At 36.8% G+C, this 16,351-nt stretch carries 14 protein-coding genes; 4 read left to right on the top strand and 10 right to left on the bottom strand.

The genetic code is table 11. The annotated features are described in order from the left end of the window. Positions 1–218 precede the first annotated feature (218 nt). The 3 genes from ACU1LP_RS06250 to gyrA form a co-directional block, all read right to left on the bottom strand. Entirely contained in the window at positions 219–443 is a 225-nt protein-coding gene (locus ACU1LP_RS06250) for a hypothetical protein (protein WP_445734519.1), read from the bottom strand. A 268-nt stretch (positions 444–711) separates the two neighbouring features. After that, positions 712–1,965 (bottom strand): tetratricopeptide repeat protein, encoded by a 1,254-nt coding sequence (locus tag ACU1LP_RS06245; protein WP_445734520.1) that lies wholly within the window; start codon positions 1,963–1,965, stop codon positions 712–714. A 16-nt stretch (positions 1,966–1,981) separates the two neighbouring features. Then, positions 1,982–4,546: a DNA gyrase subunit A gene (gyrA, locus tag ACU1LP_RS06240; protein ID WP_445734521.1), complete on the bottom strand. Its 2,565-nt coding sequence runs from the start codon at positions 4,544–4,546 to the stop codon at positions 1,982–1,984. Positions 4,547–4,805: 259 nt separating this feature from the next. Here gyrA and ACU1LP_RS06235 point away from each other — a divergent pair, with 259 nt between their 5' ends. Next, entirely contained in the window at positions 4,806–7,367 is a 2,562-nt protein-coding gene (locus ACU1LP_RS06235) for an ATP-dependent Clp protease ATP-binding subunit (protein WP_445732157.1), read from the top strand. 139 nt (positions 7,368–7,506) lie between these two features. Here the strand turns inward: ACU1LP_RS06235 and ACU1LP_RS06230 are convergent, their stop codons facing one another. The 3 genes from ACU1LP_RS06230 to ACU1LP_RS06220 form a co-directional block, all read right to left on the bottom strand. Beyond that, complete coding sequence (locus tag ACU1LP_RS06230) at positions 7,507–8,964, bottom strand: glycoside hydrolase family 130 protein (protein WP_445732158.1); 1,458 nt, start codon at positions 8,962–8,964, stop codon at positions 7,507–7,509. Between the two features lie 557 nt (positions 8,965–9,521). After that, positions 9,522–9,971 (bottom strand): ferritin-like domain-containing protein, encoded by a 450-nt coding sequence (locus ACU1LP_RS06225; RefSeq protein WP_445732159.1) that lies wholly within the window; start codon positions 9,969–9,971, stop codon positions 9,522–9,524. Positions 9,972–9,983: 12 nt separating this feature from the next. Next, a complete protein-coding gene (locus tag ACU1LP_RS06220; RefSeq protein ID WP_445733990.1) occupies positions 9,984–10,256 on the bottom strand; it encodes a hypothetical protein in 273 nt (90 codons plus the stop codon). A 263-nt stretch (positions 10,257–10,519) separates the two neighbouring features. On the opposite strand from ACU1LP_RS06220, the gene ACU1LP_RS06215 reads away from it, so the two are divergent. Continuing rightward, a complete protein-coding gene (locus ACU1LP_RS06215; RefSeq protein WP_445733989.1) occupies positions 10,520–11,332 on the top strand; it encodes an SDR family NAD(P)-dependent oxidoreductase in 813 nt (270 codons plus the stop codon). A gap of 304 nt (positions 11,333–11,636) precedes the next feature. On the opposite strand, the gene ACU1LP_RS06210 is transcribed toward ACU1LP_RS06215, so the two are convergent. Then, positions 11,637–12,083 (bottom strand): hypothetical protein, encoded by a 447-nt coding sequence (locus ACU1LP_RS06210; RefSeq protein ID WP_445732162.1) that lies wholly within the window; start codon positions 12,081–12,083, stop codon positions 11,637–11,639. A 244-nt stretch (positions 12,084–12,327) separates the two neighbouring features. Between ACU1LP_RS06210 and ACU1LP_RS06205 the strand changes: the two genes are divergently transcribed. Continuing rightward, entirely contained in the window at positions 12,328–13,032 is a 705-nt protein-coding gene (locus ACU1LP_RS06205) for a DUF4369 domain-containing protein (protein ID WP_445732163.1), read from the top strand. Between the two features lie 180 nt (positions 13,033–13,212). On the opposite strand, the gene ACU1LP_RS06200 is transcribed toward ACU1LP_RS06205, so the two are convergent. The 3 genes from ACU1LP_RS06200 to idi form a co-directional block, all read right to left on the bottom strand. After that, the gene (locus tag ACU1LP_RS06200) at positions 13,213–13,482 is read right to left on the bottom strand and encodes a hypothetical protein (protein ID WP_445732164.1); all 270 of its coding nucleotides are present in this window, start codon (positions 13,480–13,482) and stop codon (positions 13,213–13,215) included. 205 nt (positions 13,483–13,687) lie between these two features. Next, positions 13,688–14,098, bottom strand: coding sequence for a 6-pyruvoyl trahydropterin synthase family protein (locus ACU1LP_RS06195; RefSeq protein ID WP_445732165.1), 411 nt, complete (start codon positions 14,096–14,098; stop codon positions 13,688–13,690). Continuing rightward, positions 14,095–14,619, bottom strand: a complete 525-nt coding sequence (gene idi / locus ACU1LP_RS06190) for an isopentenyl-diphosphate Delta-isomerase (protein ID WP_445732169.1) — start codon at positions 14,617–14,619, stop codon at positions 14,095–14,097. The genes ACU1LP_RS06195 and idi overlap by 4 nt, the downstream gene beginning before the upstream one ends. Positions 14,620–14,736: 117 nt before the next feature. Here idi and ACU1LP_RS06185 point away from each other — a divergent pair, with 117 nt between their 5' ends. Then, positions 14,737–16,323, top strand: coding sequence for a peptide chain release factor 3 (locus ACU1LP_RS06185; protein WP_445733988.1), 1,587 nt, complete (start codon positions 14,737–14,739; stop codon positions 16,321–16,323). Positions 16,324–16,351 lie beyond the last annotated feature (28 nt).

Below are 16,351 nucleotides of genomic sequence, written 5' to 3'. Positions count from 1 at the left end.
TTTACCAAAGCACATTTAGGTGGTTTAATCCCGCTTCCTATAAAGCGACATTGGTGGGTCGGTTCCACCATCTTATCCACAGTTCACAATGGGTAAATGTTGCCGCCCATTGCTTGCTCGGCACACTATGAGCCGTTGCGTGTTTGCTAGCTTCTAACGTTTGTTTAGCTAAAATTAGCCATTATTTATAGGATATTGCGTTGGCAGTGTAATTTATTTTAAGGATAACGTATAATATCGTTTTTTATATTCTCCTGCTTTTTCTCCGTCAATAAGTTTGTGTTTTGTAAAAGTAGCTTGCTTTGCTTTTCTAACCCATTTCTTGAAGGAGATAAAAGAATAGTTTGATTCATACTTTTAAAAGCCCTATTTTCAATTTCTGTTTTGATAAACTTCTCAAATTTTATGATATCAGTTACTGTCCATTGATTATTTTTATCCACTTTTTAAGTTTAGATATTTCATCAGGGATTTTTATTTCTATTTTCAATGTTTCGGTAAAAAGTTCTCAAAAGGCATTTTCTTTACTACGAACCCATCTTGACTTTTTCTGTTTTATAAAACCTGTCGGCAGGCAGGAATGGCCAAAATCCGCTCATATTTCGTTACTTTTTTTATGCCTAACCATGCAACAAACCACATACTAAAATAATCTGTTTTAACAAAAAATGCCGCAATTTGCGGCATTTTCATTAATCTAAAAGTAAAAAATCAATTTGCTTTTGCAGCTTCAATCTCATCAATTTTAGCTTTCATTTCTTTTTGCTTCGCAGCATTACCAAGGATACTGTAAATATTCATCAATGTGGTTGCAGCACTTATATTTTTGCTATCCAATTCAAGTGCCTTTGTTAAATAAGGAACCGCTTTTTTATATAATTCTTGGCGCTGGTCCCTTAATTCATTATAGCGTAAATCATCTTTTTTGGAAGTTCCCAAACCATTCATTTCTTTAATCATGGCTTCTTCTTTTGCTAAAATTAAAGCTGATAAATTAATATAGGCATTAACATAATTAGGGTCTAACTCAATGGTTTTTTCGTAATAAGCCTGGGCTTCTTCAGGTTGCTTGGACTCAGATGCGATAACCCCTAAATTATATTGCAATTCTGGGTTGTTAGGCTCCATTTGGGTTGCTTGCTCCAATAGTTTTTTAAACTCCTCGGTATTGCCCATTTTATAATGAACGTTCGCTTCCGAAAGAATTAAATTAACGTCATCTGGACTTTCAGCCCTTGCTTCTTTCATAGCCGCAATAGCTTTTTCATTGTTATCTTGGCTTACATATATAAGCGCCACATTTTTAACGATTTCCGGCTTTTTGGATTCTGTTTTTCGCTCTCCGGGTTTGATATGGCTTCCTGCTTTTACATATAAATCCCGGGTGCCTTTATCTAAAATCTCTTCTTCACCAGATTCTTTATTTGTTGCAAAATATTGTTTTTCAATACCTGTATAGCCTAATTTTTTAAGCTCTTCGTAAAGAGTTAAAGCTCTGTCATACTCTTGAACGTTTACAGCGGTTGCCGCTGCATAATAAAGAAATACGGTGTCCTTTGTGCTTAAGCGGTAAGCCTTTTCAAAATATTTGGAAGAATTGGAAAAATCCTTTTTTTCATATAAGGTATTTCCTTTTTTTAAGATACCATTAACCATGGATTGCTTTAACTCCGCCACTTCAGGATTAGACCCTTTTACATTCTTTAAACTTGCCAAAGCTGCATCAATATCGTTCATGGATCCTGCACCGTTTGCGTAAAGCGCTGAGGCATTCAAATAATAATATTGATCTTTGAGCTTGTCATCCATGGATGCCATTTGTGCCTCGGCTTGTTTTAAATCTGTTTTAGCCTCTGCGTAATTGTTGTCTTTTATAGCTTTTTCGGCGGCTTTCAATTCTTTTTTTTGTGAAAATGAAAATGCGCTCACTGAAAGTGCCATAGCTATGATAATTTGTTTTTTCATTGTAATGATATTTAATTTAATTTTCCGTGTTATTTTCGTCTATGGTATTATCAAGAGTTGTGCCATCATCTGTATCATCCATGTTTTCAATGGTTTCAGACTCATCTACTTCCTCATCATCATCACGCATCACTTTGGCAACGGCAGCAATGGAATCATTGTTTTTAAGATTGATCAGTTTAACACCTTGTGTTGCTCTACCCATTACTCTTAAATTTTCAACTGCAAGCCTAATGGCGATTCCCGATTTATTGATAATCATCAAATCATCATTATCGGTAACACTCTTAATGGCTACTAATTTACCGGTTTTTTCTGTAATAGAAATGGTTTTAACGCCTTTTCCTCCTCGATTTGTAATTCTGTAAACAGGTTCTCCATCTTCTGGGTCGTCAATATAAGTACGTTTACCATAGCCATTTTCCGAAACTACCAATACCGATTCTTCCTGTGGATTTTCAATGGTTACCATCCCTATTACCTCATCGTTTTTATCGGCAAGTGTGATACCTCTTACTCCCGAAGCATTACGTCCCATGGGGCGTGTTTTGGCTTCCTCGAAACGAATGGCTTTACCGGATTTTAGTGCCAACATTACTTGACTTTCGCCCGTGGTTAAGCGTGCTTCCAATAAAATATCGTCTTCTTTAATGGTTATGGCATTAATACCGTTGGTTCTTGGGCGTGAATATTGCTCTAAAGAGGTTTTTTTAACCTGACCTTGTTTAGTTGCCATAATAACATAATGACTGTTTATATAATCTTCATCCTTAAGATCTTGTGTACAAATAAACGCCTTAACAGCATCGTCCTGCTCAATGTTTATTAAATTCTGGATGGCGCGTCCTTTAGAGGTTTTACTGCCTTCTGGTATTTCATAAACACGCATCCAGAAACATTTTCCTTTTTGGGTGAAGAACAACATATATTGATGGTTGGTGCCCACAAATAAATATTCCAAGAAATCCTCATTACGGGTAGTGGACGCTTTTTGACCAACACCTCCTCTATTTTGTGTTTTATATTCAGATAGTGAGGTACGTTTAATATAACCCGCATGCGAAATGGTAATGACTACTTTTTCATCGGCAATCATATCTTCAATGCTTAAATCGCCTCCAGCATATTCAATGACCGAACGACGTTCATCACCATATTTATCCCTTACTGTAACCAATTCTTCCTTAATGATGTCCATACGACGTTCTTTTTTGTCTAGGATATCTTTTAAGTCGATGATAAGCTTCATAATGTCTTCATACTCAGAACGCAATTTATCTTGCTCTAAACCTGTAAGTTGACGCAAACGCATCTCTACAATAGCTCTGGCCTGTATTTCTGAAAGCTCGAAACGTGTTATTAAGTTTTCCCTGGCTTCATCAGCATTTGAAGAGGCCCTGATTATTTTGATGACTTCATCAATATTATCCGAAGCTATAATCAATCCTTCTAAAATATGGGCACGCTCTTCCGCTTTGCGCAACTCATACGTAGTACGTCTTACAACAACCTCATGCCTATGTTCCACAAAATAATGGATAAGCTCTTTTAAATTTAAAAGCTGCGGACGCCCATTAACAAGCGCAATATTATTGACACTGAAAGACGATTGTAACGCCGTGTATTTGTATAATTTATTTAAAACGATGTTTGGTATGGCATCACGCTTTAACACGTACACGATACGCATCCCGTTTCTATCGGATTCATCGCGTATGGTTGCAATACCTTCCAATTTTTTCTCGTTAACCAAATCCGCAGTTTTCTTGATCATTTCTGCTTTATTGGTCTGGTAGGGAATCTCGGTAACAATGATGCATTCTCGCCCTTGTACCTCTTCAATAATGGCTTTACCGCGAACAACAATTCTACCACGGCCGGTATGGAACGCTTCTTTCACGCCATCATAACCATAAATAGTACCACCTGTTGGAAAATCGGGTGCTTTTACGTGTTTAATCAGCTCATCAATTTCAATATCAGTGTTATCGATGTACGCAATAGTGCCATTAACAACCTCGGTTAAATTGTGAGGCGGCATATTGGTTGCCATACCTACCGCAATACCCGATGCACCGTTAACCAAAAGCCCTGGAATACGGGTTGGCAATACGGTTGGTTCTTGCAACGTATCGTCAAAATTAAGTTTGTGGTCTACGGTTTCCTTTTCAATATCCGCCAACATGTCTTCCGCAATTTTACGCATACGTGCTTCTGTATAACGCATCGCGGCAGGACTATCGCCATCCACAGATCCGAAATTACCTTGCCCATCCACCAACATATAGCGCAAGCTCCATTCTTGTGCCATACGCACCATGGCGTCGTAAACCGATGTATCACCATGTGGGTGGTACTTTCCTAAAACCTCTCCAACTATTCTCGCTGATTTTTTGTGTGCAGTATTTGCCCTAATTCCTAATTCGTGCATGCCAAAAAGTACCCGTCTGTGAACTGGCTTCAAGCCATCCCTTACATCAGGTAAGGCACGTGACACAATGACCGACATTGAATAATCAATGTAAGCCGTTTTCATCTCATCTTCAATATTAATAGGGATCAATTTTTCTCCTTCTGCCATAAATAATTTAATTAGGTTTTATGTGTATTTCAAAACATGCTAATATACGTATTTCAATAGTCAAGAGAAGCCTGAAACGGTCATTTTTTCGTGTTTTTTATTAACAATTTCGAAGGCCCGTTTCGTTAATAAATATCGGTTTGAAAATTTTGATTTTATAAAGATTTTTTCGTCAATTAGCAACTTTCACACATTTTAGGGTATAGTTTTTGCCGTTGGTAAAATGTTTTAGTATTTTTAATGCAGAAAGGAAACCATTATGGATGATAATTTTTCACCGAGAGTAAAAGACGTTATTGCTTATAGCAAAGAAGAAGCATTGCGATTGGGACACGATTTTATAGGGACTGAGCACTTAATGCTCGGGCTTTTGCGGGACGGCGAAGGCAAGGCCATTAATATTTTAAATGCTTTGGAGGTGGATTTGAACCACCTAAGGCGCAAGGTTGAAATACTAAGTCCGGCTAACCCAAATATTACAGTAGCCTCAAACAAAAAAACGAACCTACACCTCACTCGACAAGCAGAACGCGCTTTAAAAACAACGTTTTTAGAAGCCAAACTGTTTCAAAGCACTTCCATAAATACAGCGCATTTATTGCTTTGTATTTTAAGAAATGAAAACGACCCCACTACCAAGCTTTTAAATAGGCTTAAAGTTGATTACGATAACGTTAAAGAACAATTCAAATTTATGATTACAAACGACAGCGACTATCCCGACGTTTCGGGAGAACCCAAAGCAGAATCGTTTCAAGATGATGATTCCCATTCTGATGATGATGCTTTAAAAGATAATATTTTTAACAGTCCAGCTGGAAAGACCAATAAAAAATCCAAAACCCCGGTTTTAGATAATTTTGGGCGCGATTTAACCGTGTTGGCCGAAGACGGCAAACTAGACCCCGTAGTTGGCAGAGAAAAGGAAATTGAGCGCGTTTCACAAATTTTAAGTAGAAGAAAGAAAAACAATCCGCTTTTAATTGGTGAACCCGGTGTTGGTAAATCGGCCATTGCTGAAGGGTTGGCCCTTCGGATCGTAAAACGGAAAGTATCCAGAATTCTTTTTGGCAAACGTGTGGTTACTCTAGATTTGGCAAGCTTGGTTGCCGGCACAAAATACCGTGGCCAGTTTGAAGAGCGCATGAAGGCCGTTATGAACGAACTTGAAAAAAATGATGATGTTATTTTATTCATTGACGAAATACATACCATAGTTGGTGCCGGTGGCGCCACGGGCAGTTTAGACGCTTCCAATATGTTTAAACCGGCTTTGGCGCGTGGCGAAATCCAATGTATTGGTGCAACCACTTTGGACGAGTACAGACAGTATATTGAAAAAGATGGTGCTTTAGAGCGCCGTTTTCAAAAAGTGATTGTAGAGCCCACTACCGTTGAGGAAACCATTGAAATTCTCAACAACATCAAAGCTAAATACGAAGACCATCACCATGTTGACTATACCCAAGAAGCTATTGAAGCTTGTGTTAAATTGACCAATAGATACATGACCGAGCGTTTTTTACCAGATAAAGCCATTGATGCTTTGGATGAAGCAGGCTCTCGCGTACATATTACCAATATTGAAGTGCCCAAACAAATCATTGAGCTTGAAAAACAACTGGAAACCGTAAAGGAAACTAAAAACTCGGTTGTTAAAAAGCAAAAATATGAGGAGGCCGCCAAACTTAGGGACGATGAAAAACGCCTTGAAAAGGAATTAGCCATTGCCCAAGAAAAATGGGAAGAAGAAACCAAACAAAACCGTGAAGTTGTGACTGAAGATAATGTTGCCGATGTGGTTTCGATGATGACCGGTATCCCGGTAAACCGGATTGCCCAAACTGAAATCAATAAATTGGCCGAACTTCCGCAACTTATAAAGGGTAAGGTTATTGGTCAAGACGATGCGGTTGCCAAAGTGGTAAAAGCCATTCAACGAAACCGTGCAGGACTTAAAGACCCCAACAAACCTATTGGTTCGTTTATATTTTTAGGGCAAACAGGGGTTGGTAAAACACAGTTGGCCAAAGTATTGTCCCGTGAATTGTTTGACAGTGAAGAATCACTCATCAGAATAGACATGAGCGAATACATGGAGAAATTTGCTATTTCCAGATTAATAGGGGCGCCTCCAGGATATGTTGGCTATGAAGAAGGTGGGCAACTGACCGAAAAAGTGAGACGCAAACCTTATGCCGTTATTCTATTGGATGAAATTGAAAAAGCGCATCCCGACGTGTTCAATATGCTGCTACAAGTGCTTGACGATGGTTATTTAACCGATAGTTTAGGCAGAAAGATAGATTTTAGAAATACCATTATCATCATGACCTCGAATATAGGAGCACGTAAGATCAAGGATTTTGGAGCCGGTATTGGTTTTGGAACCGCTTCACAAAAAGCACAAGAAGATTCCAATGCAAAAAGCGTGATTGAAAATGCGCTTAAAAAATCGTTTGCTCCAGAGTTTTTAAACAGAATTGATGATGTGGTGGTGTTCAATCCTTTAGAAAAGGAACACATCAATAAAATCATTGACATTGAATTGGGCAAACTTTTGTTAAGAATCAAGGATTTAGGATATCATTTAAAATTGAGCGATAAGGCAAAAGATTATATTGCCGATAAAGGCTTTGATAGGGAATATGGTGCTAGGCCCCTTAAACGTGCCATTCAAAAATATGTTGAAGATGCTTTAGCGGAAGAAATTATTACATCGCATGTACAAGACGGCGATAGCATTAATATTGAATTGGATGAAAAAACCCAAGAACTGAGCATTCGTATTGAAAAGGCCGAAAAATCGACCGAATCTTAAAAGAAACCTAGTTAAGATTAAACATCAAGCTAAACGTTACGCAGTGCAGCATTAAAATAATATCCTTAATTTATTATAAGCCACTTCCCGATGGCCATCGGGAAGTGGCTTCATATTTTAAATGCGTTTAACCTAAACATTACGCTTTCAAGGCTGCCATTAAATCGTCCATATTAACGGTAACGTAAGAAGACGCATAATCTGAGACCGCATAGGGCAATATTAAATGGTTGTTGTGTATAATGCTTCCACAAGAATAAACCACATTAGGAACATACCCTTCCCTTTCTTCTTCCAAAGGAGAAAGCAGGGGTTCTTTTAATCGGCCTATTTCTTTGGTTGGGTCTTCCAAATCCAATAAGGAAGCGCCTATACAGTAGCGTCTCATCACGCCCACACCATGCGTAATGACCAACCAACCATGTTCGGTATAAATGGGCGAGCCACAGTTTCCTATTTGGGTAAATTCCCATGGAAATTTTGGTTCTTGAATTTTTATGGGATCGTTCCAAAGTGTGATCCTATCGGAATATAACAGATAATTATTTACCCCATCTATTCGTGCTAACATGGCATATTTCCCTTTAATCTTACGCGGAAACAATGCAAAATTTTTATTTTGTGCCCCATTGCCATGCATGGGCATGATTCTAAAGTTTAAAAAATCATAGGTAGAAAGCAACTTAGGGAGTACGGTAAAACCATCATAGGCGGTGTAAGTGGCATAGATGTTTTCACAGCCATCATCATCTGTAAAACGCACAAATCTGGCATCCTCAATCCCGCGGCTTTCTGAAGAGGATATAGGAAGAATGGCACGCCCAGACAGGTTGGAATCTTCCCTAAATTCAATGTCATAGTAAGAGTCTATGAGCCATGTCATTTCTTTAAGCGCTTGTTTTCTTAGTTCGCCAATATCCAATTTCAACATTTTTCTAACGGCTTCCTTTAAAGTGTAATATTCAAATTTATTTGGCAGTGGATCCATAATGGGCGAAGAATATCTCTTTGGAATGTGCATTTCCTCCATTTTTTTCATAAATCGATTTTTATCGTACGACTTTTTCTTTTTAATGGTTGGAAGATCAATATGGTGGTGTATATCCACCATCCGCAGGTTATTGGAAGCATCTAAAATACCTTTCCTGAAAACGATGGAAGACAAATGTCCTTCGCCCGTGGCCCTAAAAGACAAAATGACCCGTGTTTCTCCTTCGGCCAAAAAAGACTGGTCGAAATCTTCAACAATAGAAGGGTTGAATAAAGCAGCGGACTCTATTGAGTATTCCAAGGTACTGTAAGAGCCAATTAAAAGGCGTCGTTCCAAAGAAAGTTTTTTATAATCAATACCTATGGACTCTATGAGTTTTTTATAATTGTGGGCATGTTTTGAGAAAATATCCGTTATGTTCCTGTGCCTACCTGCAAACTCTTTAAATGTCATTTCAAGTTCCTGTTTTACCTCCACTTCGCTTAAACCCATTATCCGCTGCACTAAATCAATGGTCCTTGTATCGCCATTGTTAAAAAATCGAGCTACTACTCTACTGGGATCTGGTTTAAAATACAGGTTTTTACGAATTACGGGAACTGACATAGTACTATTTAATTTTTAAAATTGATGTATAATTTTTGCGAACAACTTAATAACCCAATCACTTAACAAAACAAGGTTCCGGCCATTGACTTATACAATAAAATACTGCCTATGAATATTAAACAGTTTGAGGGAACACTAATTAATATAGGCAGTATGGTCATTGATCATTAATGAGAGTATCAATTAAGTTGACTTTGGCAACGCACAATTGTTGGTTTTTAATTGTTTATAATATATAAAATGATGGATAATTGCATTTCATAATTCCGACTAAAATCCACATTGTTCAAAACAATGCCATTTTTATTAAATTCATGAGGCTAAAATAGCTTAAAAAGAATCATCCCAAAAATAAATAAAAGCGATGCAAATATAGAGTTATTATCAGGTTTTTTTAAAAAAATCAAGAACCTCGGGTCAAGCCCACAAGGTATGAACAGGAAAATGCCTTTTCATTCAAGGCCAGCCTCGGGGTATCAAAACCCATTGGTGGGAATGATCCAAATCACACAAACTGCTGCGTAACATCTCTATCAAATGATCGCGAATCTTAATTAACCCAGGTCTTCCAGCCTCTTGATCGTTCTAAGATCACTATCTATGGCCCCTCTTTGTTTGAGCAAAATAGTATGGGTGCTATGTGTCAATGAGGTTTCATTAAGAACATCGTTGTATTCTTCTAAAGCTGCTTTTTCTCCCCTGATGGCTTCCTCAAGCATCGATTCGTCATTATCGCTTGAAAACAATGTTTTAATGTCCATCCAGGCGCGGTGGGCTGTACCTGTAATACTGCCGCTTTTATCAGGTTGTTCTCCAAACGATCTGATTTCAGTTTTTAATTCGTGTCCAAAATTATAGCGCTCTGCAGCTTTTCTCTCAAAATATTTTTTCAAATAAGGGTGCTCGGTGTTCTCTGCGGCTTTTTTAAAACCCTTTTCAGCGTCATAAGTCTTTTCTAAAAGACCGTTTAACTTATTGCTTATAGTTTCTGTGCATGTGCTCATAATCATTAAAATTTAAGTTAACAATGGATTGTTTTCAGATGTCCATTGCATCACATCTTGTTTTTTATAAATAACTGATTTTCTTTTATTTCTAACAGGAAAATTGGCCTCTTTAGAAATCTTCTCGGTTTCTTGATTGCTATGTATTAAAGTTTTATGGGCTTTCCGCCCATTTAGGAACTTTATTTTAGGGCCCTTTTTGGGAGAAGCCATTTTTAAAATAAGCGTTGCCAATTCAAAAATGCCATAGCCTAATAAAACCCCTATAAGTATATTAATCAACATTATTATTTTCTATTTGTTCATCAAATCTAATCCGATTCCACCGTGGTGGTTGATTCATTTCGTGTAAAAATTAACCTTATCCAACACGCCTTATCGAAATATGAAAATTCGCTACCCATTAATTTAAGTGATTGGGTTAATTTGTTTCGTTTTTGAACAACCTGTATCGCTACATTAACATTAGTTTTATAGGGAATTTATATCTCTACCAGAAATAGCAATGGCCGCTCCATCTGAATGGGATTACTTAATAAAAATGAATTATGGATTTACATATAGAAGGAAAAACGGCGTTAATAACGGGAGCTGATTCTGGTATTGGTCTTGAAACTGCTATATTTTTGGTGCAAGAAGGGGTGAACGTAGTACTTTCTGATATGAATATAGAGTCTTTGGAAGAAGCAAAAAAACAGGTTGAGAAATTTGCTAAAAACGATGCCAAAGTATTGGCCATTACAGCGGATATTACTAAAAACAACGAGGTTTTAGCCTTAGCCAAAACCATTGGCAAAGAGTTTGGTGGCGCACACATTATTTTCCACGCAGCGGGTACAAGGGGTGCCGCGGGCGATTTTTTAGAACTGACAGATGAGGATTGGATGGAAACCATTTCGGTGGACCTTATGGGAGCCGTTAGAATATGCCGAGCTTTTATACCGCAAATGCAAAAACTAAATTGGGGCAGAATGATATTGGTAGCATCAGAAAATGCTTTTCAACCTTATGTTGAAGAAAGCCCCTATAATGCTTGTAAAGCAGCAATCATCAACTTATCAAAATGTTTATCGAGGTCCTATTCCAAAGAAAACATTTTGTTCAACTGTATTTCTCCCGCATTTGTTGAAACACCCATGACGGATGCCATGATGGAAGCGTTGGCAAAGAAAAAAGGAACAAGTACGGAAGAAGCCGTCAAACAATTTGTTAAAAATGAACGGCCACACATTGCCATGCAAAGACGTGGAAAGGTAGAAGAAATAGCCTCGGTAGTCACATTTTTATGTTCTGAACATGCTTCCTATATTAACGGGACTAACATTAGAATTGATGGTGGCGCCGTAGCGTCTGCTTTCTAAAAACCAAACAATTACAGATGGAGTAAAAAGAAATGAAATTGGCCGTGGTTATATTGTTATTTGTTCTCTAGTCCAAATTTGCAACTATTCAGCCAATTAAAAACTTGATACGGATTTTACTGGTTTGGATGGTTTTTGCAAAAAAGCAGTGGGAAGCAATAAAAATCCGTGTAATCCGTATCAAATTTATCGGTTTTTATTAGTGGCTGAATAGTTGCGGTTTTTAAACCAGTTCTTTTAAATATTAGTGAATCCTGATACCTTTCAGGGCGTGCCTTCACATTTTTAACCGTGAGCCCTGATGCTATTCCGTATTTTTTTCTGAAAGGGCGAATTTTTTTGTGTGCGAGAGTAATTTAATACATTTTTTTACGGTATGTTCCAGTATTGTTGGCAAATCTTCTTTATCATATAAAATTTTGAAACCTTTAAGTGCCTTTTTGTCCCCTTCATGCATAATCTTATGAAAGTCGCTTTCACTACCAAAAGCTGCCATTTTTTTAAATTCGTACCAATCTGGGCAGTTTTCTATCCTTGGGTCCGAAGTATCGAACACATGCGGATAGTGGTTCATGCATTCTAAATACAACAAAGCCTGTACTTCTTCCCAGTTGTCAAACCTTTGTCTTACCGGTAATTCCAAAGGTGTGTTTCCAACTCTTGTAAGCACTTCCTTAAATCCCTTTAGCGTTAAAGAAGTCTTACAATATACTATCCTTAAGTTTCTTATAATCGGATCATTATCGTGCATGGTTATTTGTTTTAAATTATTCCAATAAACTAAGATAGCCTTTAACAAAGTATCTATTTTAATAACAGTGCGATTGTGTTAATTATAATAGTATTTGAGATAAAAATGTTTTAGTTGCATGGAAGTGTGGGGCTACGGAACTAAAAAAGGCAAAACTTTAAATAAGTTTGTATTAAAAATATTAACTGTTAGTATTTAACCCATAATTATAAGATATTTGCCTTTTAAACTAAATCAATACTTAATGAGAAAATTTTTTTATGCCTCCTTGATTTTATTCGTTTTTGCTTGTGGCAAAGAGCAACACGATCTAACAGTAAAGGTTACTGTGAACGGACTGAAAAAAGGGGCACTCTACCTAAAAAAAATGAAAAATGATAATCTGATTACCATTGACACCGTAGCTGTAAACGGTCATTCAGAAATTGAATTGCATGCCTCTTTAGATTCTCCTGAGGTGTTTTATTTATTTTTGGACAAAAACAGTAAAGAAGAAAAAGACCGCATTGCTTTTTTTGCGGATAAAGGCGTTACAGAAATTAACACTTCGGTAAAAAACTTTGGATTTACAGCCAAAATCAATGGATCGCCGCAACAAAAAACATTGGAAGAATATAAGTTGATGATGTCTCGATTTAACGAACAGAACCTCAATCTTATAAAAGAAAGTTTTGAAGCCCAAAAAGAAGGTGACACCTCAAAATATAATGACGTCCAAAATAAATATGAAAAACTTTTAAAACGAAGATATTTGTTTACAGTCAATTTTGCCTTAAACAATAAAGATAGTGAGGTAGCCCCCTATTTGGCCTTAACAGAAATATATGATGCCAAAATAAAATTCTTGGACACGATAAACCAATCTCTATCGCCTAAAGTCAAAGCATCAAAATATGGTAAGGAATTACAAGGTTTTATAGATAAAATTAAAGCATCAGGAGAAAAATAGAAAAAGCAATTAAAAACAAAAAAGACCTTCCAACAGAAAGGTCTTTTGTTTTTAAGAGCCGATAGAGGGACCCGAACCCACGACCTTCCCGACATTAAATCGAGATGAGCTACATCGGCGTTTTTAACAGATGCAAATATAATCGCAAAAATCATATTCGCAGATAGTCCGATAAAAAATTTATGCCAATTTATTGATTTTTTCAATTAACGCATTCCCTTTAGCTTCTAACTCAGTGTTAATAGCCTTAAAGTGAGCTTTTGGATTATCAATATTTTTTGCGTTCACTTTAACAATCAGCTCATCAAATGTCGCAATCGCTTCATCTATAAGTGCTTCACTTTTTTTGTTGTCCTTGCTTGGGTTTGATAATTCCCAAACATACACTGCTTCAATAATATCTCCTAAAACGTAATTAATATCTTTTTTTAGGTTTCTAACATTTGCCATCTTTATTCCTTTTAAATTTCAGCAAAAATAAGTAATTAATTTTAATAAAGATTCCCACTTGCATGGGAATGAAAATAAATTTTCAATTACCAATAAAACCCTGATATCTTTGATTTTACATAAATAATTTTATGTTTTTTAACTTCATTTTAATACCTACAAGGCTTTAATTCCGATAACTATCGGGACTTGCTAGGTGAGTCATTCAATTTCCGGAATAGGTTACAAAATTACGAGGCGTTTCAAAAAGTATTATTTCTAAATCAAATTTAGAGTCTAATTTCAACTTCATCTTATTATATATAACGACTACAATATTTTCGGCCGTAGGGTTTAAATCTTTAAATTCCGCTACTTCAACATTTAAGTTTTTATGGTCGAAAGCATCTTCAATCTCTTCCTTAATAATATCTTTTAAAACTTTCATGTCAATCACATAACCCGTTTCTTTATCAATTTCGCCAGTAACACTCACTATCAATTCATAGTTATGGCCGTGAAAATTCGGGTTATTGCATTTACCAAAAACGGCATCGTTCTTCTCGTGCGACCAATCTTTTCTATACAATCTATGTGCTGCATTAAAATGCGCTTTTCTACTAACCGTTACCTTCATTTTATGATGTTTATATGTTCGTAGAATTTATCAAAAATAATTTTAAACCACTCGGTATATAACTCGGGTTTTTCCGAAATATCATTTTTTACGGCTTCAAGGGGCATCCATTTCCAATCGGCAACTTCATCTTCATTGATTATGGGTTTGCTGTTATATTTTCCAATTAAAATATGGTCGTATTCATGTTCGGTCAGCCCATTATCAAAAGGTGCCTTGTAAATAAATGAAATAGTGTCTTCCAAGGCTACAACAAAACCCATTTCTTCCATTAAACGTCTTTTTCCTGCTTGAATATTGGTTTCGCCAACACGTTGGTGGCTACAGCAGGTATTGGCCCAAAGTAAGGGCGAATGGTATTTATGTGCAGCACGCTGTTGTAGCATCAATTCGTTTTTATCATTAAAAACAAACACGGAAAACGCCCGGTGCAAAACCGCTTTTTCATGCGCTTCCAATTTAGGCATGGTGCCTATTTGCTCGTCCATTTCGTTTACTAAAATGACTTTTTCTTCTTCCATAGATGCAAAAATACCAAGTAAATCTACAATATTATCATTCTGATCCAGAAAATCCAAAATCGCAATTCTGAAATCGCAAATTATAAAGTATCTTTGCAAACTATTTGAAAGATTATTATGGGTTTTATAAAAGAGATACAACGTAGGCGCACTTTTGGAATCATTTCCCATCCCGATGCTGGAAAAACAACGTTGACCGAAAAATTATTGTTGTTTGGAGGAGCGATTCAAGAAGCTGGTGCTGTAAAAAGCAATAAAATAAAAAAAGGTGCTACGAGTGATTTTATGGAAATAGAACGCCAACGTGGTATTTCGGTGGCAACGTCTGTGTTGGCTTTTGAATATGATGGTATTAAAATCAATATTTTAGATACACCTGGGCATAAGGATTTTGCTGAAGATACCTTTAGAACCCTTACTGCTGTTGATAGTGTTATTGTAGTTATAGATGTTGCAAAAGGCGTTGAGGAACAAACCGAAAAACTGGTGGAAGTTTGCAGAATGCGCAACATCCCCATGATTGTGTTTATCAATAAAATGGATCGGGAAGGTAAGGATGCTTTTGATTTATTGGATGAAATTGAACAAAAATTAGGATTGAAAGTGGTGCCTTTGAGTTTCCCTATAGGTATGGGTTACGACTTTAAGGGCATTTATAATATTTGGGAGAAAAACATAAATTTATTTAGTGGCGATAGCAGAAAAGATATTGAAGAAACCATTGAGATCTCCGATTTACAATCGCCCGAATTAGATAAACTTATAGGTAACAAAGCGGCCAATACCTTGCGTGAAGAAATTGAATTGGTTGAGGGCATTTACCCGGAATTTGACAAACAAACGTATCTTGATGGCCATTTGCAACCCGTGTTTTTTGGATCGGCTTTAAATAATTTTGGCGTTCGCGAGTTGTTGGATTGCTTTATAGACATAGCACCCAAACCCCGACCAAAACAAAGCGAAGAGCGGTTAGTGGAACCTAGCGAGGAAAAATTTACCGGTTTTGTTTTTAAGATCCATGCAAACATGGACCCCAACCACAGAGATCGATTGGCATTCGTGAAAATTGTATCGGGTACTTTTGAAAGAAACAAACCCTATTTACATGTTCGACATGGCAAAAAATTAAAGTTTTCGAGTCCGAATGCTTTTTTTGCTGAGAAAAAAGAAATTGTTGACATCTCTTACCCTGGCGATATTGTGGGCTTGCACGATACGGGAAATTTTAAAATTGGCGACACCTTAACCGAAGGCGAAACCATTAATTATAAAGGCGTGCCCAGTTTTTCCCCAGAACATTTTAGATATATCAATAATGCCGACCCATTAAAATCGAAACAATTATTTAAAGGCATTGACCAGTTGATGGATGAAGGCGTTGCACAATTATTTACTTTGGAATTGAATGGACGAAAAGTAATCGGTACCGTGGGTGCGCTTCAATACGAAGTGATCCAGTACCGTTTGGAACATGAATATGGTGCCAAATGTACGTATGAAAATTTGAATGTGTTCAAAGCCTGTTGGGTGGATCCAAAAAACTCCAAAACGGATGAATACAAAGAATTTGTTCGTGTAAAACAACGTTATTTGGCAAAAGACAAACAAAACCAGTTGGTGTTTTTAGCAGATTCTGCCTTTTCATTACAAATGGCACAGCAAACCTATCCAAGCATCAAATTCCATTTTACCTCTGAATTTTAGTTTTTCAACGATTATTTTTTGATTCCTT

Source organism: Mariniflexile sp., from assembly GCF_052728615.1.
The sequence above is the reverse complement of the archived record's forward strand: the minus strand, read 5'-3'. Positions and strand labels throughout refer to the sequence as shown.

Coding starts and splice junctions, on each gene's coding strand:
- ACU1LP_RS06200 (WP_445732164.1), bottom strand. CDS start 13,482: ATGGCAAATGTTAGAAACCTAAAAAAAGATATTAATTACGTTTTAGGA.
- ACU1LP_RS06210 (WP_445732162.1), bottom strand. CDS start 12,083: ATGCACGATAATGATCCGATTATAAGAAACTTAAGGATAGTATATTGT.
- ACU1LP_RS06220 (WP_445733990.1), bottom strand. CDS start 10,256: ATGTTGATTAATATACTTATAGGGGTTTTATTAGGCTATGGCATTTTT.
- gyrA (WP_445734521.1), bottom strand. CDS start 4,546: ATGGCAGAAGGAGAAAAATTGATCCCTATTAATATTGAAGATGAGATG.
- ACU1LP_RS06185 (WP_445733988.1), top strand. CDS start 14,737: ATGGGTTTTATAAAAGAGATACAACGTAGGCGCACTTTTGGAATCATT.
- ACU1LP_RS06235 (WP_445732157.1), top strand. CDS start 4,806: ATGGATGATAATTTTTCACCGAGAGTAAAAGACGTTATTGCTTATAGC.
- ACU1LP_RS06225 (WP_445732159.1), bottom strand. CDS start 9,971: ATGAGCACATGCACAGAAACTATAAGCAATAAGTTAAACGGTCTTTTA.
- ACU1LP_RS06205 (WP_445732163.1), top strand. CDS start 12,328: ATGAGAAAATTTTTTTATGCCTCCTTGATTTTATTCGTTTTTGCTTGT.
- ACU1LP_RS06215 (WP_445733989.1), top strand. CDS start 10,520: ATGGATTTACATATAGAAGGAAAAACGGCGTTAATAACGGGAGCTGAT.
- ACU1LP_RS06230 (WP_445732158.1), bottom strand. CDS start 8,964: ATGTCAGTTCCCGTAATTCGTAAAAACCTGTATTTTAAACCAGATCCC.
- ACU1LP_RS06195 (WP_445732165.1), bottom strand. CDS start 14,098: ATGAAGGTAACGGTTAGTAGAAAAGCGCATTTTAATGCAGCACATAGA.
- ACU1LP_RS06245 (WP_445734520.1), bottom strand. CDS start 1,965: ATGAAAAAACAAATTATCATAGCTATGGCACTTTCAGTGAGCGCATTT.
- idi (WP_445732169.1), bottom strand. CDS start 14,619: ATGGAAGAAGAAAAAGTCATTTTAGTAAACGAAATGGACGAGCAAATA.